This is a genomic window from Rhizobium leguminosarum (genome assembly GCF_004123835.1).
In the GTDB taxonomy this organism is placed as follows: domain Bacteria; phylum Pseudomonadota; class Alphaproteobacteria; order Rhizobiales; family Rhizobiaceae; genus Rhizobium; species Rhizobium leguminosarum_M.
The window spans coordinates 62,264-87,321 of record NZ_MZMU01000010.1; the positions used below are offsets into that span (position 1 = coordinate 62,264).

The 25,058-nt window shown below is 63.0% G+C and carries 24 protein-coding genes and 1 riboswitch; of the genes, 3 read left to right on the plus strand and 21 right to left on the minus strand.

Features of this window, described 5'->3' with window-relative positions; genetic code table 11:
• Window positions 1–106: 106 nt before the first annotated feature.
• Window positions 107–310: a hypothetical protein gene (locus B5P46_RS13725; RefSeq protein WP_129419126.1), complete on the plus strand. Its 204-nt coding sequence runs from the start codon at window positions 107–109 to the stop codon at window positions 308–310.
• Between the two features lie 100 nt (window positions 311–410).
• On the plus strand, window positions 411–1,202 hold the full coding sequence (locus tag B5P46_RS13730) for an HpcH/HpaI aldolase family protein (RefSeq protein WP_129419127.1): 792 nt from the start codon (window positions 411–413) through the stop codon (window positions 1,200–1,202).
• A gap of 3 nt (window positions 1,203–1,205) precedes the next feature.
• Here the strand turns inward: B5P46_RS13730 and B5P46_RS13735 are convergent, their stop codons facing one another.
• The 21 genes from B5P46_RS13735 to B5P46_RS13835 all read right to left on the minus strand — a co-directional run bounded on the left by B5P46_RS13735 (window position 1,206) and on the right by B5P46_RS13835 (window position 23,247).
• Window positions 1,206–1,886 carry a spermidine synthase gene (locus tag B5P46_RS13735; RefSeq protein ID WP_129419128.1) on the minus strand — a complete coding sequence of 227 codons (681 nt, stop codon included), beginning with the start codon at window positions 1,884–1,886 and terminating at the stop codon, window positions 1,206–1,208.
• 70 nt (window positions 1,887–1,956) lie between these two features.
• On the minus strand, window positions 1,957–2,856 hold the full coding sequence (locus B5P46_RS13740) for an ABC transporter ATP-binding protein (protein WP_129419129.1): 900 nt from the start codon (window positions 2,854–2,856) through the stop codon (window positions 1,957–1,959).
• The gene (locus B5P46_RS13745) at window positions 2,853–3,656 is read right to left on the minus strand and encodes an ABC transporter ATP-binding protein (protein WP_129419130.1); all 804 of its coding nucleotides are present in this window, start codon (window positions 3,654–3,656) and stop codon (window positions 2,853–2,855) included. The genes B5P46_RS13740 and B5P46_RS13745 overlap by 4 nt, the downstream gene beginning before the upstream one ends.
• Entirely contained in the window at window positions 3,653–4,531 is an 879-nt protein-coding gene (locus tag B5P46_RS13750; protein ID WP_129419131.1) for an ABC transporter permease, read from the minus strand. The genes B5P46_RS13745 and B5P46_RS13750 overlap by 4 nt, the downstream gene beginning before the upstream one ends.
• Window position 4,532: 1 nt before the next feature.
• On the minus strand, window positions 4,533–5,510 hold the full coding sequence (locus B5P46_RS13755; protein WP_129419132.1) for an ABC transporter permease: 978 nt from the start codon (window positions 5,508–5,510) through the stop codon (window positions 4,533–4,535).
• A gap of 55 nt (window positions 5,511–5,565) precedes the next feature.
• Window positions 5,566–7,212 carry an ABC transporter substrate-binding protein gene (locus B5P46_RS13760; RefSeq protein WP_129419133.1) on the minus strand — a complete coding sequence of 549 codons (1,647 nt, stop codon included), beginning with the start codon at window positions 7,210–7,212 and terminating at the stop codon, window positions 5,566–5,568.
• A gap of 43 nt (window positions 7,213–7,255) precedes the next feature.
• Window positions 7,256–8,278 carry a glycoside hydrolase family 3 N-terminal domain-containing protein gene (locus tag B5P46_RS13765; protein WP_129419134.1) on the minus strand — a complete coding sequence of 341 codons (1,023 nt, stop codon included), beginning with the start codon at window positions 8,276–8,278 and terminating at the stop codon, window positions 7,256–7,258.
• A 24-nt stretch (window positions 8,279–8,302) separates the two neighbouring features.
• Window positions 8,303–8,782: a GNAT family N-acetyltransferase gene (locus B5P46_RS13770; RefSeq protein WP_129419135.1), complete on the minus strand. Its 480-nt coding sequence runs from the start codon at window positions 8,780–8,782 to the stop codon at window positions 8,303–8,305.
• Window positions 8,783–9,000: 218 nt separating this feature from the next.
• A complete protein-coding gene (thiD, locus tag B5P46_RS13775; protein ID WP_129419136.1) occupies window positions 9,001–9,810 on the minus strand; it encodes a bifunctional hydroxymethylpyrimidine kinase/phosphomethylpyrimidine kinase in 810 nt (269 codons plus the stop codon).
• A complete protein-coding gene (thiE, locus tag B5P46_RS13780; RefSeq protein WP_129419137.1) occupies window positions 9,807–10,442 on the minus strand; it encodes a thiamine phosphate synthase in 636 nt (211 codons plus the stop codon). The genes thiD and thiE overlap by 4 nt, the downstream gene beginning before the upstream one ends.
• Window positions 10,439–11,242, minus strand: coding sequence for a hydroxyethylthiazole kinase (gene thiM, locus B5P46_RS13785; protein ID WP_129419138.1), 804 nt, complete (start codon window positions 11,240–11,242; stop codon window positions 10,439–10,441). The genes thiE and thiM overlap by 4 nt, the downstream gene beginning before the upstream one ends.
• Before the next feature lie 50 nt (window positions 11,243–11,292).
• Window positions 11,293–11,389: riboswitch (TPP riboswitch) on the minus strand.
• A gap of 89 nt (window positions 11,390–11,478) precedes the next feature.
• A complete protein-coding gene (locus tag B5P46_RS13790; RefSeq protein ID WP_129419139.1) occupies window positions 11,479–12,807 on the minus strand; it encodes a hypothetical protein in 1,329 nt (442 codons plus the stop codon).
• A 9-nt stretch (window positions 12,808–12,816) separates the two neighbouring features.
• Window positions 12,817–14,481: a S8 family peptidase gene (locus B5P46_RS13795; RefSeq protein ID WP_129419140.1), complete on the minus strand. Its 1,665-nt coding sequence runs from the start codon at window positions 14,479–14,481 to the stop codon at window positions 12,817–12,819.
• Window positions 14,482–14,616: 135 nt separating this feature from the next.
• A complete protein-coding gene (locus B5P46_RS13800; protein WP_129419141.1) occupies window positions 14,617–16,305 on the minus strand; it encodes an ABC transporter ATP-binding protein in 1,689 nt (562 codons plus the stop codon).
• Window positions 16,302–17,246 carry an acetamidase/formamidase family protein gene (locus tag B5P46_RS13805; RefSeq protein ID WP_129419142.1) on the minus strand — a complete coding sequence of 315 codons (945 nt, stop codon included), beginning with the start codon at window positions 17,244–17,246 and terminating at the stop codon, window positions 16,302–16,304. The genes B5P46_RS13800 and B5P46_RS13805 overlap by 4 nt, the downstream gene beginning before the upstream one ends.
• Window positions 17,247–17,312: 66 nt before the next feature.
• A complete protein-coding gene (locus B5P46_RS13810; protein ID WP_129419143.1) occupies window positions 17,313–18,932 on the minus strand; it encodes an ABC transporter substrate-binding protein in 1,620 nt (539 codons plus the stop codon).
• A 25-nt stretch (window positions 18,933–18,957) separates the two neighbouring features.
• Complete coding sequence (locus tag B5P46_RS13815; RefSeq protein WP_129419144.1) at window positions 18,958–19,878, minus strand: ABC transporter permease; 921 nt, start codon at window positions 19,876–19,878, stop codon at window positions 18,958–18,960.
• A complete protein-coding gene (locus B5P46_RS13820) occupies window positions 19,878–20,726 on the minus strand; it encodes an ABC transporter permease (RefSeq protein WP_129419145.1) in 849 nt (282 codons plus the stop codon). The genes B5P46_RS13815 and B5P46_RS13820 overlap by 1 nt, the downstream gene beginning before the upstream one ends.
• On the minus strand, window positions 20,726–21,307 hold the full coding sequence (locus B5P46_RS13825; RefSeq protein ID WP_129419146.1) for an ANTAR domain-containing response regulator: 582 nt from the start codon (window positions 21,305–21,307) through the stop codon (window positions 20,726–20,728). Before B5P46_RS13825 ends, B5P46_RS13820 begins: the two co-directional genes overlap by 1 nt.
• Entirely contained in the window at window positions 21,304–22,437 is a 1,134-nt protein-coding gene (locus tag B5P46_RS13830) for a transporter substrate-binding protein (RefSeq protein ID WP_129419147.1), read from the minus strand. Before B5P46_RS13830 ends, B5P46_RS13825 begins: the two co-directional genes overlap by 4 nt.
• A gap of 225 nt (window positions 22,438–22,662) precedes the next feature.
• Window positions 22,663–23,247, minus strand: coding sequence for a DUF1349 domain-containing protein (locus B5P46_RS13835; protein WP_129419148.1), 585 nt, complete (start codon window positions 23,245–23,247; stop codon window positions 22,663–22,665).
• A 227-nt stretch (window positions 23,248–23,474) separates the two neighbouring features.
• On the opposite strand from B5P46_RS13835, the gene B5P46_RS13840 reads away from it, so the two are divergent.
• Window positions 23,475–25,001 (plus strand): ABC transporter substrate-binding protein, encoded by a 1,527-nt coding sequence (locus B5P46_RS13840; protein WP_129419149.1) that lies wholly within the window; start codon window positions 23,475–23,477, stop codon window positions 24,999–25,001.
• Window positions 25,002–25,058 lie beyond the last annotated feature (57 nt).

Sequence of the window (25,058 nt, forward strand, 5' to 3'; positions counted from 1 at the left end):
CTGGCGCGTCATTGCATCCGGAATATGTTCGCGCTCAGGAGAGAAGCCTTGTCATGACCGATGCCGATCGACATTGTGGCATCGATTCATAGGGAAGGGCCGAAGCATGTCGCGAACCGTCGGATACGTCGTTGGACTGCTCATGATCCTCCTGGGGCTGATTTGGATCGCCCAGGGAAGCGGTTATTTTCCCTATCCCGCGTCCAGTTTCATGATCAACCAAAGCATCTGGATTCTCTGGGGGAGCATCATGGCTGCGGCGGGGATTGCCGTGACGGTCATTATTTCACGGCTGCGCCGGAGAGGATGAGCCGGCAATCCGTGCACGGCTTTGAGGGAATTCGACATTCAAGAGTTCCCCGAGGTGAAATATCTGGCCCTTGGCGGCCTGTCGAATTGAGGAGAATGGTATGAGCGCAGCTGAAATCGACGGCTTTGCGGACCGGATCAGGCAGCACCGGGGCGGCATGATCTCCGCCTGGATCGGTATTCCCGACGCCACGCTCGCCAATCACCTGGTGCAGGAGGCCTTCGACACCATCGTGCTGGATATGCAGCACGGCATGTGGGACATGCCCTCGGCGGCGAATGCCGTCGCCCAGGTGCGGCTTGCCGGCAAGCCGGCGCTGGCGCGCATACCGGTCGGCGATTTCGCCTCCGCCTCGCGCCTGCTCGATGCCGGAGCCTCCGGCATCATCGCGCCGATGATCAATTCGGCCGAAGACGCGCAAGCCTTCGTCAAGACCACCAAATACCCGCCTCTCGGCGACCGCAGCTGGGGACCGTCGCTGGCGCTCAACCATACAGGCCTGTCGGCCGATGATTATCTGAAGAACGCCAACGCACTCACCGTCGCCATCGCCATGGTCGAGACCCGCGCAGCACTCGAGGCGATCGACAACATTCTCGGCGTTGCCGGCATCGATGGCATTTTCATCGGCCCTTCAGACCTTTCGATTGCACTCTCCAACGGCGATCAGGTGGCGCCGAACGCCGCCGAGATCGACAGCGCCATGCAGCATGCGGTTTCGCGCTGCCGCGCCCATGGCAAATTCTCCTGCGCCTTCGCCGGCGACGGCGAGCGGGCCGGCGAACTGCTGAAATTCGGCTTCGATCTGGTCATTGCCGGCGCCGAGACCGCGCAACTGCGCTCCGGCGCCCGCCGCGCCATCAATGCCGCCCGGAGGATCGCTTCTGCTTGAGCGTCATTTCACCGGCTTGACGGCGAGCCAGATGACGTGGCGGGCGCCGCCGCGTTTGCCGTTGGCGCGCGTGTTGACGGCATCGACAGAGAAACCGCTGCCCTTGAGACGTCGCGTGAAATCGGGATCCGGACCGGACGACCAGACGGCGAGCACGCCGCCGGGGCGCAACGCGTCGCCGGCGGCGCGAAGGCCGGCGAAATGGTAGAGCCGGTCGTTGGATTTGCGGGTCAGGCCATCAGGACCGTTGTCGACGTCGAGCAGAATGGCGTCATAGGCGCCCTTACCGGAACGGATCGCCTCGCCGACGTCGCCCTGATGGATGCCGACGCGCGGATCGTCGAGACAGCCCTGGAAGACCTCGGCCATCGGCCCACGTGCCCAGGCGATCACGGCCGGCACCAGTTCGGCGACGGTGACGCCGGCATCTTCAGGAAGGACGGCGAGAGCGGCGCGCAGGGTAAAGCCCATGCCGAGCCCGCCGATCAAGATCCTTGGCTTCGGGTGCGACTTGATCCGATCCCAGGAAAGGGTTGCCAGCGCTTCCTCCGAGCCGCTAAGCCGGCTGTGCATCAACTCGTTGGCGCCAAGCATGATCGAAAATTCGCTGCCGCGCTGCTTCAGCCGCAATTCGCCGTTTTCACCGGGAATGGTCGCGGAATCGAGCTGGATCCAGGGCAGCATGACGGTTTCGCCTCATATGAAAGAGACCGTCCCCTAGCATAGGGCGCTAGATGAGGCCAGCAAGCCGGCCTCAGATCATCCGCATGAAATGATCCTGCTCGAATTCGACGATGTCGTCCTGCGGCACGGCCGAACGGCGGCGGATGTCGTCCACCTCGTCGGGCCTCAGCCGGGCCCTCGGGTCGTCGAAGCGGACCTCCGGATCAGGCACGGCCGAGAGCAGCAGACGGGTATAAGGATGCAGTGGATTGTCGATCACCTTGGCGACGCTGCCCCATTCGACGATCTGGCCGGCATACATCACGGCGATGTCCTCGGCGACATAGCGGGCGGTGGCGATATCATGGGTGATGTAGAGCAGACCGAGGTTCATCTCCTGCTTCATCTCGTTCAAGAGGTTCAGCACGCCGAGGCGCACCGAGACGTCGAGCATTGAGGTCGGTTCGTCGGCGACGATCACCTCCGGCTTGACGGCCAAGGCGCGAGCGATGTTGACGCGCTGGCGCTGGCCGCCCGAGAGTTCATGCGGATATTTCGGCGCGACGAGATCGGGATCGAGCCTGACGCGCTGCAGCAGTTCGCGGACCGCAACGTCGATCTCGGCCCCCTTGATCTCCGGGCGATGCAGCTTCAGCGGCCGCCTGAGATGATGGGCGATGGTGTGGGCAGGGTTCAGGGAGGCGAAGGGGTCCTGGAAGATCATCTGCACCGAACGGCGGTAGCGGGCGATCTCGGCGGATTTCGCCGCCTCGACAGGCCGGCCCTTGTAGAGAATCCGGCCCGACGTCGGCAGATATTCGCGCATCGCCATGCAGGCGCAGGTGGTCTTGCCGCTGCCGGATTCGCCGACGAGCGCCAGTGCCCGGCCGGCATGCAGCGAAAACGAGATGGCGCGCGCCGCATGCACGGCCCCGGAACCATGGCCAAAAGTCTTGGTCACGCTGTCGAGTGCGAGAATGGCGTCTGTCATAACAGCACTCCTCCATGCAGCGAGGGGAAGGAGGCCCAGAGCTTTTTCGTGTAGTCATGCTTGGGCGTCCTGTAGATCGCCTCGGCCGTGTTCTGCTCCACCAGTTGGCCTGATAGCATGATGCCGATGCGGTCGCAGAATTGCACCATCAGCCCGAGATCATGGGTGATGAACAGCACGGAGAAGCCGAAGCTGCGCCGCAATTCGTTGATGCGCTGCAAGATTTCGCGCTGGACGACGACGTCGAGCGCCGTCGTCGGCTCGTCCATGACGACGAGCTTCGGATCGAGCGCCATGCAGATGGCGATGACGATGCGCTGGCGCATGCCGCCGGAAAACTGGTGCGGATAATCGCGCATGCGATCCGGCGCGATATCGACGAGCGTCAGCATCTCGGCGGTGCGCTCGCGGGCTGCAGCACGGCTCATGCCCTTGTGGGTGCGCAGCATGTCGTAGAATTGTGTCTCGATGCGCAGCACCGGGTTCAGCGAATTCATGGCGCTCTGAAAAACCATGGCAACCTCGCGCCAGCGGAACGCGCTGAGTGCCTGCCGGTCGAGGCCGAGCACGTCGCGGCCGTCGAGCAGGATGCGGCTCTCCTTGCGGATCAGCGCCGGCGGCTTGTGCAGGCGGCTGATGGCAAAAGCGATGGTGCTCTTGCCACAGCCGGATTCGCCGGCAAGGCCGAAGACCTCGCCGGGCGCGACATCGAAGCTGACATCGTCGACGGCGCGAAAATCCTTCTCCTCGCCGATATAGTCGATGGTGAGGTTCCTCACCGAGAGCAGCGGCTGCGTCACAGGCGGCCCTCCCCGGAACGGACGAGGAGGGACCAGCGCTTCAGATGATTGCCGGTGCGCAGCCGCGGATTGGCGATTTCGTCGACGGCGAAGTTCAAGAGCGACATGCCGATACCGAGGAAGGCGAGCGCAAAGCAGGGGGTGAGAATATCCCACCAGGCGCCGACCGAAAGGGCCGAGGCCTTCTGCGCATTGTAGAGCATGGTGCCCCAGGAGATCGCTCTCGGATCACCGAGGCCGAGGAATTCGAGCGTCGCCTCGGTGATGATCGCGAAGATGACGCTGCCGATGAAATTGATGCCGACGATTGAAATCACGTTGGGAAAGATCTCGAATGTCATGATGCGCCATTGCGGCTCACCCATCATCTCGGCCGATTTGACGAAATCCTTCTGCTTGACGGAGAGCGTTTCGGCGCGGGTGACGCGTGCGCCCCATGCCCAGGAGGTGGCGCCGAGGATGAGGGCGATAACGAGGGGGCTTGCCTGGCCGATGAAGGCGGCAAGCACGAGCAGCAGCGGCAAGTTCGGAACGACCAGTACCATATTGGTGAAGAAGCTGATGATCTCGTCGGTCTTGCCGCCGCGATAGCCGGAGATGATGCCGAGTGCGGTGCCGACGAGCGTGATCAGCAGGCCGGCGCCGAAGCCGACGGCAAGCGAGGTGCGGGCACCATAGATCAGCCGGGCGAAGACATCCTGGCCGATGCGCGTGGTGCCGAGAATATGGTCGAGTGACGGCGGTTGGTGCGGCCGCCCGGTGCGGGCGGCGGGATCGTACAGCGTCAGCAGCGGCGCTGCGATCGCGACGAGGACGATAAAGGCGATGATGACGAGGCCGACGAGAGCTTTGCGGTTTCGAAGCAGGGTCTTCATCTCACGCTCCCTTCAGCCGTGGGTCGAGCAAGATATAGCTGACGTCGACGATAAAATTGGCGATCAGCATGGTCGCGGTCATGATGAGGAGCTGGCCCTGGATGACGGGGTAATCGCGGGCGAGGATCGCCTGGTAGAGAATATTGCCGAGGCCTGGATAGTTATAGACGACCTCCGTCACCAGCGAGCCGCCGAGGATGGTACCGATGGCGATGGCAAGGCTGGAGACGGTCGGCAGCAGGGCGTTGCGCGCCGCGTACCAGAGCATCACATGCCGATCCGAAAGGCCCTTGGCGCGGGCCATGACAATATAGTCCTCGCCGAGCAGGTTAATCATGTTGTTGCGCATGGTGACGGTGAAGCCACCGATCAGCACGGTGCACAGCGTCACCATCGGCAGGACGCCGTGATAGGCGAGGCTGCCGATATACTGCAGGCTGAAGGCCGGATCGAGCGATGGGTCAGCGGCATAACCGTTCGGAAACCAGCCGAGCGTGAAGCCGAAGATGAAGAGCACGATCAGCGAGGTGACGACGGCCGGTACCGAGGTGGCGAAGATCGCGCCGACGGAGACGATGACATCGAACTTGCTGCCGCGGCGCCACGCGGCGACGATACCGAGGAAGGTGCCGAGCGCGAAGCTCACGATCGTCGCCGTGCCCATCAGGCCGACCGTCCAGACGAGCGCATGGCCGAGCACCGAGGTGACGGGCAGCGGGAAATATTTGATCGAACGGCCGAGATCGCCGGTGAAGATGCTGCCGAGATAGGTGAGGTATTGTTGCCAGAGCGGACCGTCGACGAAGCCGAAAGTGAGCTTCAGCGCTTGCAGGCTTTCCGGCGGCAATTCCGTGCCGGCGCTCGAGAACATGATCTGCACCGGATCGCCCGGCATCAGACGGGGCAAGAAGAAATTGATCGTCGCTGCCGCGATGAAGGCTGCCATGTAGAAGACGAGGCGGCGAAGCAGGAAAGCCATGGGGACTCCGTCGTGACGGAGCGGCGCTTTACGCCGCTCCCGAGGATTGCGATGCTTACTTGACCGGCTCGAGAGCGAGCAGATTCAGCAGGCGTGCCGGGTTGGTTCGCGAGATCGACGGATTGACGAAGGGGTTTTCCTTGGTCGACCAGCCGGTGAAGCGCTTGGTGTTGTACTGATACCAGTTCGGATTGTTGAACACCGGAATCACGGGCATGTTTTCAGCGACGATGCGCTGAGCCTTGTTCATCGCGTCCTTCTGCTTGGCGAGGTCGGCTGTGTGGGTGAACTCGGTGACGAGTTTTTCGACCTCCGGGTTGAACCAGCGCTGCGCGGTGAAGCGGGTCTTGCCCTTGTCCGAAGCGCTGAAGGCGCGCTTGTAAGGGTAATAGGGCGAAGCCGATGCCGGCAGGCTGTTGATCGCCGCATCGAAGGTGCCGTTGATGAGGTTGCCGGTCCAGACGGCTTCCTCCGGCGTTTCGATCTTGGCGTCGATGCCGACCGCCTGCATGCCTTCGACGGCGAGGTTGACGGTATCGATCCAGTCCGTCCAGGCGCTGGGGACGATGATCGAGAAGGAGATCTTGGTGCCGTCGGGATTGTCGCGGAAGCCGTCACCGTCCTTGTCCTTGTAGCCCGCCTCGTCGAGCAGGGCCTTGGCGGCATCGGCATCATAGGTTGCGAACTTGCCGAAGTCGGCCTTGACGGACGGGTCCGACCAGCTCTTGTAAAGCTCGCCCATCAGGCCGGGGTCTTCGTTCAGCGTCGGATAGCCGTAGCCGGCGACGTCGATCATCGTCTTGCGGTCGAGCGCCATCGAGACGGCACGGCGGAACTTCAGGTCGTTGAAGGCCTTCTTGTTGTTCTCGTTCGCCGTTTCCAGGTTGAACAGGAAGGCGACCATGCTGCTTGGCGAATACCAGTAGTGGAAATGCGCCGGATCCTTGGAAACATAGACATTGTCGATATCGGGAATGAAGGAGACGCCCCAGTCGAGCGTGCCGTCGGCCGTTGCGGTCAGCATCTGGTTGTTGTCGGCAAGCTGCGGGAAGCGCATGCAATCGACCTTCAGGTGCTCATTGTCCCAGTAGTTCGGGTTGCGGCACTGGTCGTAGGTCTGGCCGGTGAAGCGCGGCACTTCCGTCAGCGGGCCGCTGCCGACCGGAGTTTCGTTGGCGAAAGTCACGGGATCGGCGATGTCCTTCCAGACATGCTCCGGGACGATCGGCAATTGCGAGATCTGCTCGGCGGCGAGCGAACTCGGATTGGCGAGCGTGAAACGCACCGTCTGGCCGTCGACGGCCTGGACATCGGTGATGAAGGTCCAGATGCTGACGAAATCGAGCGCCGGGAACTTCTTCAGGTAATCATAGGTGAATTTGACGTCGGCTGTGGTCAGCGGCTTGCCGTCCGACCATTTCAGGTTCGGGCGCAGCTTGAAATCGATGCTCTTCAGGTCGTCGGAGAGTTTGAAGCTTTCGGCCAGGCGATAGACCGGCTTGTTGCTGTCGAAGCGGTTGAAGACGACCAGCGGCTCGTAGATGAAGTCGAGTGTCGACTGGCGCGACGAGGTCTGGTTGAACGGGTTGAAGTTGCGAACCCAGGTCGTCGCCGGTTCTATATTCACTGTGAGGACCGTCTGCGCCATGGCAGAACCCGAAATCAGCGTTAGTGCTGCGGCGGCAAGAAGATATTTTTTCATGTCCTATTCCCCTTTTCTTATGCGGTGAGAGATGACGTGCCGGTCAGGAGACCAGCGCGCTTGCAAACATGTCTTCGACTTGCGCATGGGCGGCGCGGAAATCGATCTTGAGATTGCCGAGGCGGGCCTTGCCGGCAGCGATCCGCTGCAGGGCAGCTTCCGTCAGCGGGCGGGCAGCCTTGGCGGCGGCCTCGCTTTGCGGAATGTCGCCATGGCTGTGGAGCGCGATGTCGAAGCCTGCGTCGAGCACCTGTTTGACGCGTTCCGGCAGGGTGCCGGAGAGCGACTCCATGAAGATGCAGTCGGAAATCAGCACGCCGTCATAACCCATGTCGTTGCGGATCACGTCGTGCATGATCGGCGAGACCGATGCCGGCAGCTCCGCGTCATAGGCCGAGTAGACGACATGGGCGACCATCGCCCAGGGTGTATCCTTCAGCGCCACGAAGGGCTTGAAATCGGTGGCGGTGAGCGTCTCGCGGCTGGCATTGACCACCGGACGCTCCTTGTGGGAGTCGAGCGTCGCACGGCCATGGCCGGGAATGTGCTTGATAACAGGCATGTTGCCGGTCTCGAGCAGGCCATCGACCACCTCGCGGCCGAGGGCAGCGATGAAATCGGGATCAGGGCCGAAAGAGCGGGCGCCGATGACCGCGCTCGTCGTCTCGAAGACGAGGTCGAGAACGGGCGAGCATCCGCTGGAAAGGCCGAGTTCCGTCATCATCGCGCCCATGGCCCGGGAGGAAAGGCGCAGTGCTTTTTTGCCGAGATCGAAATCGCGGCGTGCAAGTTCGGCGAACTGGCCGAAGCTGCGGAAGAGCGGCCAGGGGCCGGCATCGAGATGCTGAACGCGGCCGCCTTCCTGGTCGGTGAAGACAGGCGCGTCGTCGCGCCCGACGGCTTCGCGGAAGCGCTCGATCAGGCGCCTCGTCTGCTCCGGCTCGCGCTGATTGCGCCGGCCGACGAACAGGCCGAGCGGATTGGTTTCGCGAAAGAGGGCGAATTCGTCATCCGAAATAGTGGGATTCGGAAGGCCGACGAAAAGGGCGAGCGGGGTCGAGGACAATTCTGTAACTCCGGTATCAGATGGTCATTTCGGCGCGCTTCTCAGCATGCCTTCGTAGATGCCCATGTCGGGGGCGGGGATGATGGTTGCGCCTGCGGTCCTGGCGTAGAAATCGACCGGGCCGGCATCGCCGATGAAGGCATAGGCGTGGCCGAGCGTCTTCATGGTCTGAAGGCAGGCGGAAAAGAGGGCGAGCCCGATGCCCTTGCCGCGTGCGTCGGGGTCGACGCCGGTCGGGCCGAAGAAGCCGCGCGCCGTCGTGTCATAGCAGGCAAAGCCCAGGAGCTTGCCGCTTTCGACGGCGACCAAGCAGGCAACGGGCTGGCGGGAGAAGGAGACCGCGACTTCGCTCGCCCAGTTCTCGCTGAACCGTTCGCGAACCCAACTGACGACGAGATGCAGTTCCGGGGGGAGGGCCGGACGGATGGAGACGCCGACATCGCCGGCTTTGCGTTTCAGGTCGGCGAGCTCAGTGGAATATAGGCTCACAAGCAGGTCTGGCACCTGTCACTCCTCCAGTTATTCCGTTATTGCGGAATATATCCCCTTTTAGTGTCATAGACTTGGCCATCTGGCCGAGCTTGTCAACAAGGTTTTTCAAACGGCCAAAGGCATGAGCCGCCGCTGTCCCCAGGGTTTCAACCAAAGTAGGTGCCGAACGCAAAAACGGCCCGGGAAGGCCGGGCCGTTTTCGATTGGCGGAATATTGGTGGAGCGAGTGCCTATTCGCCGTCTTTCCAAAGCGCATGAAAATGCTGCACCGGGCCGTGGCCGGAGCCGACGGTGAGGCGTCCGGCAGCCGCGACCGCGCCGGCGAGATAATCCTTGGCGATGGCGACGGCCTCCCGCGCCGAAGCGCCCTTGGCGAGCTCGGCCGCCAGCGCGCTGGAGAGCGTGCAGCCGGTGCCGTGGGTGTTCTTGGTCAGCACGCGCCTGGCTTCGAACCAGTGCAGACCGGCGGCCGTGCCAAGCACGTCAGGGCTCTCGTCGCTGTCGAGATGGCCGCCCTTGACCAGCACTGCGGCCAGGCCAAGCGCCCGCAGGCGCTCGGCCTGCGCTGCCATCTCAGCGCGGTTTGTCGCGACCGGCTGGTGCAGCAGCGCGGCGGCTTCAGGCAGGTTCGGGGTCAGTAGCGTGGCAAGTGGCAGCAGCCGGCGGGTCAGCACGTCGACCGCTTCGGGCGCCAGCAGGGCGGCTCCGCCCTTGGCGATCATGACAGGGTCGATGACGATCGGAATGTCGCGGTGCTCAGCCAGCGCGCCGGCAACGGCGTCGGCGATGCCGGCATTGGCGATCATGCCGATCTTGACGGCGTCGACGCGGACATCAGCAAAGACGGCATTGATCTGATCGGCGACGAATTGCGGCGGCACCAGATGCACGCCGCTGACGCCTTGCGTGTTCTGCGCCGTCAGCGCGGTCAGCACCGCCATGCCGTAGACGCCGCGGGCGGAAAAGGCCTTGAGATCGGCCTGGATGCCGGCGCCGCCGGAGGGATCGGAGCCTGCGATCGAGAGAACGTTGCGGATCATGCGCGGACCTTTCGAATTTCTGCAGCGATGCGGCGCGTGGCCGCTTCGGGGTCCGGCGTGCCGCAGATGGCGGAGACGACGGCAAGCCCACTGGCGCCTGCGGCAAACACTTGGGCGACATGATCCGCCTTGAGCCCACCGATCGCGACCGATGGCACTGGCGAGGCCTTTACCAGCCTTGCAAGTCCGTCAAAGCCGATCGGCTGCTTGTGATCGGCCTTGGTCGGTGTCGCAAACACCGGCCCTACGCCGGTGTAATCGATGAGATCAGGATCGACCGCGTTAGCAAGCGCCTCGCTCTCGACCGAAAGGCCGAGGATCATCTCGGGGCCGACCATCGCACGCGCTCTCATCGCATCCATGTCCTCCTGGCCGATATGCAGGCCGTCGGCGCCGATGGCGATTGCCGCCTCGACGTCATCGTTGACGATGAGGAGGGCGCCGGTCCCATCCAGCGCCTGTTTCAAGGCGCGGCCGGTCTCAATCATCCTGATGGTGCCGGCATGTTTGTCGCGCAGCTGCACCATGGTCGCGCCGCCGGCAACGGCAAGGCGCGCAGTTTCGACCATGCCGATCCCGGCGCAGAGATCGGGGTCGAGGACGAGATAGAGCGAAAGGTTGAAAGCCTTCATGCGGCTGATATCCTTGCCCTTGCGTCAAGTGTTTCGGCGTCGAGCGCGGCCAGCGCATCGAGGAAGCGCCAGGAGAAGGAGCCGGGGCCGGCCGCCCCAAGGGCCGCTTCCTCACCGGCGATGGCGAAGGTTGCAAGTGCTGCGACCGTCGCGCCGAAGATATCTTCGGGTGCCGTAGCGGCAAAGGCGCCGACGAGGCAGGTGAGCGAGCAGCCGAGTGCTGTGACCTGAGGCATCAAGGCCGATCCGCCTTCGATGCGCACGGCCCGCTCGCCGTCGGTGACGAAATCCACGGCGCCGGTAACGGCCACGACCGCCCGCTGCCGCTCAGCGAGCCATCGCGCCGAACCTTCCGCCTGCTCGACCGGATCGCGGCTGTCGACGCCTTGGCCGCGGTTCTCTCCGCCGGCAAGTGCGATGATCTCGGAGGCGTTGCCGCGGATGATGGTGGGCTTGAGGGCGAGCAGTTCGGCGACCGCATTGCGGCGGAAAGCCGTCGCATAATGGGCGACCGGATCGAGCACCCAGGGTTTGCCGGTTGATGTCGCCACCTTCGCAGCCGCCTGCATGCCGTCGATCCATTGCGCCGACAGCGTGCCGATATTGATGGTCAGCGCACTGGCGATCCCGGCGAATTCGCCGGCTTCTTCAGCGGCATGCACCATGGCGGGCGAGGCGCCCGCGGCAAGCAGAACATTTGCGGCGATATTCATGGCGACGTAATTGGTGATGCACTGAACGAGCGGCGGCTTTTCGCGCATCGCCTTCAGCATCGCTCCTGGTGTGGTCCTGGTCTGCATATGGCCCCTTTCAGGCGGGGGCGGGCACGGGGCGGTTCGTGCGGACGGTGCCGCGGCCCCGAGCGACTCCCTCCGCCGGCATTATCCGGTTCAGGTTCGAAGGGTGCTTCTCAGCCCGTCTGTCGACGAACGCCCCTGTCTCTCATCGCGCTCTTTTTCGCAGAGAACGGCGCGCCTGTCACCCCGAAAATGACAATTCCACGACCACCAGCACCGCACCTTTTCACGAAAGGCGATCAGCCGACGATCTTTGCCAGCAGTCGTCCGACATCCTCGTTGGCGACATTGTTATGGGCGTCCGACGCCGCCGTCTTGACGATGTACTTGTCCGCCAGGAAGGTGTTGACCTTGCCGGCCTGCGGCCCAAAGACCGCATCCGTATCGTCCTCGACAGCCTGTCCCGCCTTCAGGTGTTGCGGACCGTTCGCCCCCATCGCCCCGAACTCGTCGTTGGCATCGCCGATGCTCTTGGCGATATCGCGGGATAGCCGCGACGCCAGCGCATAGGCGAGCGTGCAGGCGAGATCGTTGTGGGTGTGGGTGATGCAGATCGGGCCGGTCGGTTTGCCAACGACATCGGGAAAGGCGCCGGCGAGGCCCGGCTTGATCTCTTTGGCGAAGCCGTTGTGCGAGAAGGCCCCCTGCAGCAAAGTGAGCGAGAAGAATTCCAGCTTCGGGATCGGTGCGAGCCCGTTTGCCACCGCCGCGACCAGCCGAGCGCCAAAACTGTGGCCGACGAGATGCAGGCGGATCGGCTGTTGCAGCACGAGCTTCGACAGCACGCTTTTCGTCAACGCCCCGCCGACGATGCCGGCGCGTTTCTTCATTTCGTAATAGGTCAGCTGGTTCAAAAACCGCGCTACCGCCGCTCTCGGGCCGGAGATCAGGCCCGAGACGACGTCGCCGAGGCCTTGAGCCTTGCCGACGGAGCTCTCAAGATTGAAGGTCGGCGCCGCGATGAGAGCTTCCATCAGCATTTTGGCGCTGGTGGCATCGTCCATGGCGAGCACAATCGGCGCTGAATCCGCTTTGAGTTCGGAATCCGTTCCCGGAGAACCGAGTGCTTCGTTGCCGTTCTTGACGAGGAAAAACGACGTCGTTTCATCGAGCGTCTTCGCTGCCGCCCGCGCCTTTTCGGCCGTTGCGGCGCCATCCGGCCCGAAGAGATCCTTGAAATCCTTCAGCACGTTTTTGAAGGCCTTGTCATCTAGATCCTCAGGGTCCGATGCCGTCCCGTCTGCCGCTAGGGTTCCGCCGCCGCCTGGCGTCACCAGTGTCTGTTCGTCGAAATCGGTGCGATAGGCCTTGGCGGGCCAGACGACACCGGCGACGACGGTGTGGCTCGCCTTGTCAGGCGCAAGCTTCTTGCGGGCGTTCGCCCACAGCGTCCCGTAGAGCTTGCGGGCATCGTCCTTGGTATTCTTCCAGCCATGCGACATGACCACCAGATCGGTCGTTCCGGGCTGGTTGAGCAACGCCGCAAGACCTGCCGTCATCGCGGGATCGATCGCGCCATTCTTGTCGAATTCGAGCCATAGGAATGGCGAGGGTCCAAGCGTGTCCATATGTCCTCCTTACACAGCCTGTAGCGTTCGCATCAGATCGAGCAGGCCGGCGCCCTGAAACTCCGGCCGCCGCTTGAGATCGGTCGCAGCACTGACGAAGATCTCCTTGACGCGTTCCGGCTGGCCGAGAAATTCACGCCGAACCGAGAGGAACGCGGCGATCGCGCCGGAGACATGCGGCGTCGCCATGCTCGTTCCGGTATCCTCCCGGAACGGCGCTTCGCCTGGCTTGGCACCGTTGTAGAGCGCGCATGAGATGATGCGCTCGCCGGGTGCGACGAGATCTGGCTTCAAGCGCCCATCCGCGGTCGGTCCCTTGGAGGAAAAATAGGAGACGCCATAGGTATGCGGCATGTCGCGATGCGTCGAGCCGACGGTGATGGCGAGCGCTGCGTTGCCGGGATCCATGATCGTGCCGCTATGGGCCGCGCGCTCCGGCGCGCCTGAGAATTGCGTCACCGTGCCGTAGCCGGCATTGCCGGCCGCGGCCACGACGCAGACGCCCGAACGCACCAGCCTGTCGACCTCGACGCAGAGCGGGCTTTGCCCTGCCGCGAACCAGACCGGATCGAACGGATAGCCAAGGCTGAGATTGATGCCGTGGATCTTGATATTGCGCCCGTAGTCGTTCGAGCGCTGGACATAGCCGATCGCAGCCAGCAGATTGCTGAGCTTGCCTTGTTTCTCATTGGCCAGCACTTTCAGGCTCAACAGCTTGCAGTGCGGTGCCATGCCGGTGATGACGCCGTCATGAGTATCCTTGACCGTTGATTTGGTTCCGTCCTCGTTGCGCACCTCCGCGTTCACGCAGATCTTCTTGATCGCGTCCGTCTTCGGTTCGTCCAGCACCGATGTGCGGCCGGCTATGATGCCGGCAACATGGGTTCCGTGGCCGGCATTGTCGATCAGCGCCACGGCCGGGTCCGGATTGTCGGCCGTGAAATCCCGATGAAAGAGGCCGTCCGGCAGATCGAGCGTTCTCAGTGTTTTGAAATGCGGATGTGTCCCGTCAATGCCGGTATCGGCCACTGCCCAGACAATGCCCTTTCCGCTGGCTGCGAAGGATGCATGCGCCGCATCGCATTTGATTGTCCTGACGGATTCGTAGACGCAGCGTTTGATCTTGTGATCGCACCAGATCTTGTAGACGAGTGGTGTCTTCTTATTCTTGCTGCCGCTTTTGGTTTCACCCTTATTCTTGTCGTCATCCTTTTGGGGCATTGTCCAGCTCGAAAGCCGGTCAATGGCTTCCCGGGTCAGGGTCGCGAAGGCGTAGCTGTCGGTCCAGAGGGATTTGGCGGCAATCCTGCTGCCATTCGAAAACATCTGCGAGAGGTCCAGTTTGCTGTCCTCCGAGACCGCAGGCATGCCGAGCGGCGGCGACATGCCGAAACGCCGCAGGCTGTTGCTCTCGTCCGTCGCCCCAATCCTGTCGAGGTACAACAGGAATGCTTCGAACAGGAGTTGCCGTGCCGTCGTGACGCCGCCCGGAAAGTCGCGGTTGAATTCGATGATGACATCGAAGTGCTTCGCCTTGCCGATCCCCGTGGGGGGATCCGTCTTGCCCTTCATGAACGACGAGAGATCGCCCCCGATCCGCGTCTTGACGAGGTTTTCTTGAATGTTGCTCTCGGATTTTCTCCGAGGCCGTGCTGGCTGCGGCCCTCTCGCCATGCGGTTCTCCTCCCTCTTTGGAAAGAATAACAGCGACAACTATAGGTGCAATATATTTCTGAAATGCAGCTCTATATTTACTAAATATCCGAATGACTTTAAGATCGCCGATCTACACTCGCTCCGGCAATGCGCTCATGCATGAACCCCTTTCACGCGATAGACCTCCGGATCGGGGATCGGAACCGCGGCGATCAGCGCGCGGGTGTAGTCATCCCTCGGATTTTCGAAGATGTCCCGCCGCGTGCCGGTCTCGATAATGTGGCCGGCGCGCATGACGGCGACGTTGTGGGACATGCGCTCGACGACGGCCATGTCATGGGAGATGAAGAGATAGGCGAGCCCCATCGTTTCCTGCAGTTCGAGCAGCAGGTCGAGCACCCGGGCGCGGACCGAGACATCGAGCGCTGCGACGCTTTCGTCGGCGACGATCAGCTTGGGCTCCAGAGCCAGGGCCCGGGCGATGCAGATGCGCTGGCGCTGGCCGCCTGAGAACTCGTGCGGATAACGCGTCGCCGCATCAGGCGTCAGGCCGACCCGGCGCAGCAGTTCGGCGACGCGGTCCTGCCGTTCACTGTGGTTGCCGATGCCGTGGATGACCATCGGTTCGCCGATCGCCTTGCCGACGGCCATGCGCGGGTCGAGCGAGGCATAGGGATCCTGGAAGATCATCTGCGCCGAGCGGCGCACGGGCCGCATCTCGCGCTGGCTGAGGCCGGCGATATTGCGGCCGTCGATCAGCACGTTGCCCTTGAAGGGGATGAGGCCGAGCACGGCCTTGCCCGTCGTCGATTTGCCGGAGCCGCTTTCGCCGACGAGGCCGAGCGTTTCCCCCGGCAGGATATCGAAGGAAACGCCATCGACGGCTGCAACCGGCGGCTTGCCCTTGAAAAACCGGCTTGCGGCATTGCCATAGGTGACGGTGAGGTCGCGCACGTTCAGCACCGGCGTGCTGTCCGGATGCAGCGTCTCGACGGCGCGCTGCGTGATGCGCGGCGGACGGTCGGTGCCGGCAAGCGCGCCGAGCCGCGGGACGGCGGCGAGCAATTGCTGCGTATAGGCCTCCTTCGGCCGTTGGAAGACGGCGAGCGCTGTTCCCTGCTCGACGATCCGGCCGTTCTGCATGATGACGACGCGGTCAGCCATTTCGGCGACGACGCCCATGTCGTGAGTGATGAGGATGATCGAAGTGCCGAATTCGCGCTTGAGTTCGCGCATCAGCCTGAGGATCTGCGCCTGCACGGTGACGTCGAGTGCCGTCGTCGGCTCGTCGGCGATCAGCACCTTCGGCCGGCAGGAGAGCGCCATGGCGATCATCACCCGCTGGCGCATGCCGCCGGAAAGCTCGTGTGGATATTGCTTCAGCCGCCGGGCGGGCTCGGTGATCTGCACGGCATCGAGCATCTTCAGCGCCACCGCCTCGGCATTCTCGCTGCCCTGGTGCGCGCGGATTGCCTCGGTCAGCTGGTTGCCGACCGACATGACCGGGTTGAGCGAGGTCATCGGCTCCTGGAATACCATGGCGATATCGCCGCCGCGCACGCTGCGCATCGCCCTGTCGGAAAGCGTGAGCAGGTCGCGCTCGCCGAGCATGATGCTGCCGGAGGCGACTCGCAGCGACGCCTTCGGCAGCAGACCCATGATCGACAGCGAGGTGACCGATTTGCCGGAGCCGGATTCGCCGGCGATGCAGAGCGTTTCGCCGCTTGCAAGCTCGAAGCTGACATCCTGGAGCACCGGCTTGCGGCCTTCGGGGGTGCGGGCATCAACGCTCAGATTGCGAAGGCTGAGCACCGGTGCCGCGGCTGGCATGGCTTCGTTCACGCGAACACGATCCTCGGGAAGTAGAAGGAAACCACCCAGTTCGGCTGGTCGACGATCTCGCTGATCCGGAGATCGCCGCAGACCGAGCAGAGCAGGTAGGCATCGACGGCGCTCATGCCGTGTTCGGCGCCGAGAAGATCGATCATGCGCATGACGCTTTCACGCGCCCCGGTCATCAGGTCAGGGCCGATGCCTGTCGTTACCTCGTAGCCGGCGCCGTCGAGATGGCGGGTCACCGGTTCGGTCGTGGTGAAGCGCGGCGTTTGCAGCCTGGCATCCTTGACGAGCTCGATCGTCGCTTCGACGTTCATCTGGCTTTCGATTGCCGTGCCGCAGACTTCGCCATCACCTTGGGCGGCATGGGTATCACCGATCGAAAACAGCGCGCCGTCGACCTCGACGGGCAGATAGAGCGTCACCCCCGCCGTCAGGTCGCGGATGTCCATGTTGCCGCCGACGCGGCGCGGCGGGACGACGGAATGGGTGCCGGGCTCGGCGGGCGCGACGCCGATCGTGCCGGCAAAGGGCTTCAGCGGCACGCGGCCGCCCGGGCCGTAAAGGGCGGGCACCATGCTGGTCGCGTCATAGGACCAGACATGCAGCGCCGGATCCGTGAACTGATCGGCAAGCAGGCCGAAGCCCGGAATATTGGCCGTCCAGCCGACACCCGAGGGAATGAACTTGCGCAGCGTCACCTTCAGCGCATCGCCGGGCTTGGCGCCTTCGATATAAACCGGGCCGGAGACCGGATTGATCTTGCCGAAATCGAGCGCGTTCAGCGTTTCCAGCGTCGCGTCGCTTCCGAGCTGGCCACCCGAAGAATCCATGCATTCGAAGTGGATCGTCTCGCCGGGCTTGGCGACGATGGCGGGGGTGAAATCCTTGTTCCAGCCGAAATTATGCTGGGCGCGGTGGATGGTGTGGGTGCAGGCGATGCACATGTCATGTCTCCCTCGATTTTATGATGCCTTCCCGGCTGGGACCGGAAAGGCATTGTTCTTCAGGGCTTACTGCTTCACGTAGATCGCGTCGTAATTGATGACGCGGGTCGGATCGATGTAGATATTGTCAGCACCGCCCATCCGCATCGACTTGGCGACGACGCGGCGTTCGTTGATCACAGGGATCCACGGCGCATCGGCCATGATGTCGGTGAAGATCTTGCCCCAGGCGGCGGTGCGCTCGGCGGCCTTTGCCGGATCGGACATGGAATCGGCGGCAACGGCGCGTTTGTCGAGATCGGCGTTGCAGTACCATGACCAGTTCCAGCCGCCCGGGACCGCGCCGGCGCAACCAAGGATCGGGCCGTAGAAGTTGGACGGATCCGGGAAGTCGGCGATCCAGGCCATGCCGCCCGACCAGATCATCGGCGCTTCGCCTTCCGTGCCGCCGGCCGAGATGACGTTTGCCTGGGCGAGCGCCCGGACTTCGGCTTTGACGCCGACAGCGGCCAGGTCTTGCTGGATCGCCTGAGCGATACGCGGCTGCGGGTCGGTGTTGGTGGAGTAGAGCACGGTCTCGAAACCGTCGGGATAACCGGCTTCGGCAAGCAGCGCCTTGGCTTTCGCCACATCATAGGCGTAGCCGGTGAAGGACTTGTCGTAACCCGGCATCAGCGGCGGCAGCGGCTGGTTGGCGGGCGTTGCGCGGCCGTTGAGGATGCGGGTGATGCGCTCCTTGTTGATCGCCATGTTCAGCGCCTGGCGAACCTTGACGTTGTCGAAGGGCTTCACCTTGGTGTTCAGCGTGATGTAGCCGGTGTGCAGCTGTTCGCCGTCGACAATCATCTGCGCGCCGTCGGCCGAGTTCTTGATTTCGAGGAACTTCGCCGGCGGAATGCCGTCGCCGGCAATATCGACCTCGCCCTTCTGCAGGCGCAAGAGCGCCACCAGCGGCTCCTGGCCGACCTCGACCTTGAAGCTGTCGATGTAGGGAACGCCCTTGACGAAATAATCCTTGTTGCGTTCGAAAACGAGCTGCTGGCCGATCGTCCAGTCCTTCAGGATGAAGGTGCCGGAGCCGACCGGCTTCTTGCCGAAGTCGCCGGCCGCGGCCTCGACGGCTTCCTTCGGCACGACCGAGGCGAAGTTGATCGCGAGAACATGCAGGAAAGTGGCGTCTGGACGCGAGAGGTTGAAGATGACGGTGCTGTCATCCGGCGTCTCGATGCCGGAGAGCGTCGTCGTCTTGCCGCCGGTTTCATCCTCGAAGCCCTTGATGGCGCCGAAGAAACCGGCGCCAGGCCCTTGAGTCTTCGGGTCGACGGCGCGTTCGATCGAATATTTTACGTCGGAGGCGACGACCTCGCGGCCGTTCGAGAACTTCACGCCCTTGTGCAGCTTGAAGGTATAGGTCAAGCCGTCGGGCGAAACGGTGAAGCTCTCGGCAAGCGAGGGAACCGGGTTCGGCGTGCCGGGCGCATAGTCTATCAGGCGGGAGTAGAGGCTCTTGATCATCGACCAGTTGACCCAGTCGTAGCCGATTGCCGGGTCGAGCGTGGTGATGTCGTCCTTGTAGGTGACGATGATATCGCCACCCTGCTTGGGCGTTTCCTGCGCCATGACGGACAATGGCGCGAGCGCCACCATCGTTGCCATGGTCGTCTGTTGCAGCCAGCGTTTGAACATCTTGGTTCCCCTTCTTTGGTTGCTGTCAGCGTGTTCGGATGCGCGGATCGATGACCGGCGCGACGAGGTCGGCAAGCAGGTTGCCGATGATGATGGCAAGTGCCGAGGTCAGGGTGACGCCCATGATGATCGGGATGTCGACCTGCTGGATTGCCTGCCAGGCGAGCTGGCCGATGCCGGGCCAGCCGTAGACCGCTTCAACCACGACCACGCCGCCCATGAACTGGCCGATATCGATGCCGATCATGGCGATGATCGGCAGCACGGCATTGGGCAGCGCATGGCGCAGGATGACGCGCTTCGAGGAAAGGCCCTTGGCGCGCGCCGTGCGGACATAATCCTGGTTCAGCACGTCGATCATCGACGAGCGCACCATGCGGGCGTACCAGCCGGCGCCGCAGATGCCGAGCGTTACGGCAGGCAGGACGAGATGCGAGAAGCTGCCGTAGCCGCTCATCGGAAACCAGCCGAGCGTTGCCGCCAGCAGATAGAGCAGCAGCAGGGCGAGGAGAAATTGCGGTGCGGAGGTGCCGACAAAGGAGGCCATCATCACCAGCCGGTCGACGAAGCCGCCGCGACGCACGGCGGCGATGGTGCCGAGCGTCAGGCCGAGCACCACCTCGACGAAGATGCCGGCAAGCATCAGCGTCAGCGTCGCCGGCAGACGGGCGGCGATCAGCGTCCAGACATCGGTTTTCTGCGCATAGGAGCGGCCGAGATTGCCATGCAGCAGATTGCCGAGGTAGGTGCCGAATTGCACCAGCAGCGGCTGATCGAGGCCAAGCTCATGGCGGATGTTGGCGACCGTCTGGACGGTGGCGCTGCGGCCGGCGATCATGCGGGCCGGGTCGGCCGGAAGAGCATAGAGCAGCATGAAGGTGATTGCGGCGACACCGAGCAGGATGAGAGCCGCCTGCGCCAGCCTGCGGAGCATGAGTGACGCCATCAGCCCCTCCCGCGCTGGGTCGGGTCGAGAATGTCGCGCAGCGCGTCGCCAACCAGATTGAAGGAAAGCGCCGTCAGAAGGATGATCGCGCCCGGAATGAAGACCAGCCAAGGGGCGGCCTGGAAATAGCTTTGGCTCTCGAAGATGATGTTGCCCCAGGAGGGCTGCGGCGGCTGGACGCCGACACCGAGGAAGGAGAGTGTGGCCTCGAGCAACACGGTGGTGGCGATGCCGAGCGTTCCCCAGACGATTGCCGTGGGCACGAGGTGCGGCAGGATATGCATGAAGAGCACGCGCATATGGCCGGCGCCGAGCGAGCGTTCGGCCATGATGAAATCGCGCTCCACCAGGCCGCGAGTCTCGGTATAGACGATGCGGGCGACCTGCACCCAGTTGACGAGCGCGATCACCATGGCGACGATCCAGAGGCTCGGTTTCAAAAGGGCTGCCAGCACGATGGCGAGCAGCAGCGCCGGAAAGGCCATCATCAGATCGGTGAAGCGCATCAGGATGTTGCCCGGCAGTCCGCGAAGATAACCGGCAACGATGCCGACGAAGAGGCCGATCGTCACCGCGATGCCGTTGGCGACAAGGCCGATGATCAGCGAGGTGCGGGCGCCGAAGAGCAGGCGCGAGAAGAGGTCGCGGCCGAGCGTGTCGGTGCCGAGGAGATAGGGGCCGCCCGGCGGCAGCGGCGCGCCTTCGAGCGAAAGGCCGTCAAACATCTGCTCGTCTGGACTGAACGGCGCGATCCACGGCGCTGCGATGGCGAGTCCGATGACGAGCGTGACGACGATGAGGCCGAAGAGCGCCGTCGGCTGGCGGATCATCTGTTTCAGCACATGCATCAGCCCGCCTCCGGCAGAGGTTCGGCGCCTGCCAGGATGAAGGCTGATATCTGCTCCATCGGCAGGCGGCGGCGCATGGCGCAATTGCGCAGGATTGCGTAAGCGCTCTCCTCGTCGATGCCGTGTGCGGCCTGAAGCTTTTCGACGGCGGCGTGAACGAGCGGCCGCAGCCGGACGCGCTCTTCGAGATATTGCAGCTTTTCCGCAGTCGCCCTGCGCTCCTGATGAATGGAGACGGCCATGACAAGCGCCGGATAGACGGCCGATGTGGCGATCGGCTTGGCGATGATCGCGCCGGCACCCTGTCCAAGTGCCCAGGCGATGCGGCCGGGCGCTTCCGAACCAAGCAGGGCGACGACGGGAGAGGCAGGCGTTTCGCCGTTCCAGGGCAGCAGATCGTCCCAGCCCTGGTCGGCATCGACGATGACGAGATCAGGCAGTACCGCGGCTGAAAGCGGCGCCCATTGCAGCGCTGCATGGATGCCAAGCAGGCGAAGCTGACGAATCAGCCTTTCGGTGTTGCCGTCCTCGCGATGCAGGACCATCGCCTGCCAGCCGGTGAAATTGGGTGTCTCTCTCATGACACCACCCTGAGCCGCGGAAAGGCCTGCCGGTTGCGGCCGGTCAGATAGGGGTCGGCGGCGAGCGGCGGCCGCGAGGCGACGACATCGAAGCCGTTGTCGGCGTTGATCCGGCCGAGATGGAAGGGCAGGGCGGCATGATTGGTCTCGCGGTCGATCGCCAACGCGCCAAACAGGGTCGGCCAGGATCTATTGTAGAGCTCGCGCCGGACGGCGTTGGGCTCGTCACCGCCGGCAGCGACGATCGCGTCGACGCAGAGCCGGACGGCCGTATAGGCGCTGGCAAAAACGCTGGAGACACGCCGCTCGGCGCCGTGACGCTCGGTGACGCGGGCCTTGAAGGCTGCATTTTCGGGGGTCGCGATACTGTCGAAATAGGAAGCGGCGCAAAGCTGGCCGGCGGCAGCACCGGCGGCGATATCGTCGAGCTCGCATTCCATCAGGTCGCAGCTGACGACCGGGCAATTTTCCGCCCGGAAGGCCGGGTCACGATCACCGAGGGCCTTGATCGCCTCCAGAAAGGCGTAGCTCGACGGGCCGATCAGATTGTTGAGGATGAAGCTCGGGCGGCGCTGCGCGATCTCCGCGACGATGCGTTCGACGGCGGTCTCCTCGAGTGGAAGATAGCGTTCGCCAAGCACCTCGCCGCCGGCATTGGTAATCAGTTCGCGGGCGAGCCGGTTCATCTCCCAGCCCCAGACATAGTTGGCGCCGACGAGATAGGGCCTTGTCCCGTAACGCGGGATCAGGTGCTCGAACAGCGGCAACAGATGCTGGTTCGGGCAGCCGCCGACATAGATGACGTTCTCGTTGGCCTCGAACCCTTCATAGGGGCACATGTACCAGAGCAGGCCGTCATGTTTCTCGACGAGCGGGATGACTTCCTTGCGTGCCGCGGACGTGATCGTGCCGACGATATGGCGGCAGCCGGCGCGCAGAAGATGGCGAGCGCCATCGAGATAGGCGGCAAGATCGGCATGCGGATCGAAGAAGACCGGTTCGAGCGCCAGCCCTTGGACGCCGGCATATTCGGCCATCGCGAAATCGGCGCCGTCGCGCGCGTCGCGGCCCATCGAGCCGTAGGGGCCGGTGGTCGAAAAGAGGATGCCGATTTTCAGCGCGTCGTTCATGAAGTGACCACATCAAAAACCCCACGACGCTGATCCCATCGAGCGATGAGGCGTCATGGGGCGAAACTGCCCAGAGACTATCGGAGTCATGTCAATGCAGCCGGCCTTCTGCCTAATCCGCGGGCTTGAGTAAAATACAGGCACCTTGTCTTTGTCAAGTGTGCTGCGCTGCACTCGCAGTCATTTGATCTTGTTCTTTCGGTAGAGCCGTCAAAGGACGCTCTTCTAGCTCAAATCATGCAGATCCTTGGTGATCGCCGGGCCGATCGAGAATTCGGAAAAGCGGACCGTCAGGCCGCTGCGCTCCGGCGTGCAGGCGGTCGGTCCGACCTCGTAGTGCGCTGCTGCCGGGAAGGGGGCGAGCCGCAGCAGCAGCCAGAAGCTGCCATCACGCGAAGCCTGGATGCGCATCGCGCCGTTTGCAACGGTCACGCGGATGCGGAAATCCTCTAGCTCTTTGAAGGGTTGTGCCACGGACCAGTCGGACTTGCCGTCGGTGACGACGGTGCTGAGGAAGGCTTCGCCGTCGGTGAACTCGACGCCTGTTTTCACCCAGCATTTCTCGTCGATGCGCACCATCAGGCCGGCCTGGTCATAGAGCGTGCGGAATGCGCCCTGAACGCGGATCTGCGCTGTAAAACTGTCGGCTGTGGGAAAGCCGAGGAAATGGCCGCTGTCGCGGGTGAAGCCGTAATGGGTCTCCCGCCAGAAATCGGTTTTCTCATCGGTCGTAAGGCTGAGGCCGCCTTCGTTCGCCAGCCAGTTGGCCGGCTCGTTCAGCCATTTGCCGTCGTTGAAATCGATGCTCATCCTATTTTCCCGTTCCGTTGAAGCCTCACTGCAGGGCGATTGACACACCTTGGCATAATGCGCGGTCTTGTTGCAGGCGGGCGCAGCCAAAGATTGTGTGTTGTTCCGGCGTCTCGGTATCCGCCGAGCGCATAATCCGTCGCTCCTGCTTGACAGGATCGATCCATCTCCTATTCTGTTACAAAAAGATGAATTACATAATTGTGGAACTAAACGGGAGCCCTAACATGAAAACACTGGTCGCATTCCTTCTCGGCACCGCGCTCGTCGCCCTGCCTTCGACGCTCCTTGCCCAGGAAAAGGGCGGCGTCATCAATGTCGCGACGATCGGCGAGCCGCCGACGCTCGATCCGATGTCGTCGACGGCCGATCTCGTCGGCATCGTTACGCAGCACATTTTCGAAACGCTCTACACCTTCGACAAGAGCTGGAACGTCACGCCGCTGCTCGCCGAAAGCCTGCCTGAGATCAGCGCCGACGGCAAAACCTATACGATCAAGCTCAGGACCGGCATCAAGTTCCACGACAATACCGACATGACCTCGGAAGATGTCGTCGCTTCGCTTGGCCGCTGGATGAAGATCGCCTCGCGCGGCAAGCAGGTGGCCGGCTTCATCGATAAGGTCACCGCCGTCGATCCGGCAACCGTGACGATCACGCTGAAGCAGCCATATGCGCCGCTGACCTCGCTGCTCGCCTTCAACAATTCGGCCGCGATCATCATCCCGTCCGAAAAGCAGGACGAGCCGATGAAGGACTTCATCGGCACCGGTCCCTATATGCTGAAGGAGCGCAAGGCCGACCAATATATCCAGCTCGTCCGCTTCGACGACTACAAGTCGCGCGAAGGCGACAGCAATGGTTATGGCGGCGCCCGCCACCAGTATCTCGATGAGATCCGCTTCGTGCCGGTGCCGGATCCGAACACCCGCGTCGAGGCTGCCGTTTCCGGCCAATACGACTACGTCGACTCGATCCCCGTCGAATCCTACGACAAGCTGAAGGCCTCCACCGCCTCGCAGCCGATCATCCTGAAGCCCTTCGGTTATCCCGTCTTCGTCTTCAACACGAAGGAAGGTATTGCTGGGAATGTCGAGGTCCGCAAGGCGATCCGTCAGGCGCTCAGCATGGAAGACATGCTGGCCGCGGCCTTCGGCAACACGGATTTTTACGCGCTCGACGGCGCCATCTATCCAAAGACCTTTGCCTGGTCGACGGATGCCGGCGTCGAGGGCGCCTATAACGTCGCCGATCCGGAAGGGGCGGCCGCTGCCGCCAAGAAGGCCGGCTACAATGGTGAGCCGATCCGTATACTGACCAGCCGCCAGTATGAATTCCACTACAAGATGGCGCAGGTCGCCACCGAATATCTGAAGCTTGCCGGCTTCACCGTCGATATGCAGGTTGTGGACTGGGCAACGCTGACACAGCGCCGCACCGATCCGAAGCTCTGGGATATCTACATCACCCATAGCCCCTTCCTGCCGGAGCCTGCTTTGATCGGCTCGCTCTCGACCAGCTCGCCGGGCTGGTGGGATACGCCGGCCCGCAAGGCCGCCGTCGATGCCTTCACCTCGGAAGTCGATCCGAAGAAGCGCGTGGCGCTCTGGGCCGATGTCCAGAAGGCGATCTATGCCGACGCACCCTTCATGAAGATCGGCGACTTCAACGCCGTTTCGGCGGAATCGACCAAGCTTGAAGGCGTCGATCCGGCTCCGTGGCCGTATTTCTGGAATGCGTCGATCAAGAAGTAAGTATCGCCACCGATACCGGCCCGCCGTGGCCGGTATCGGTCTTCTTTTTTGCAGCAT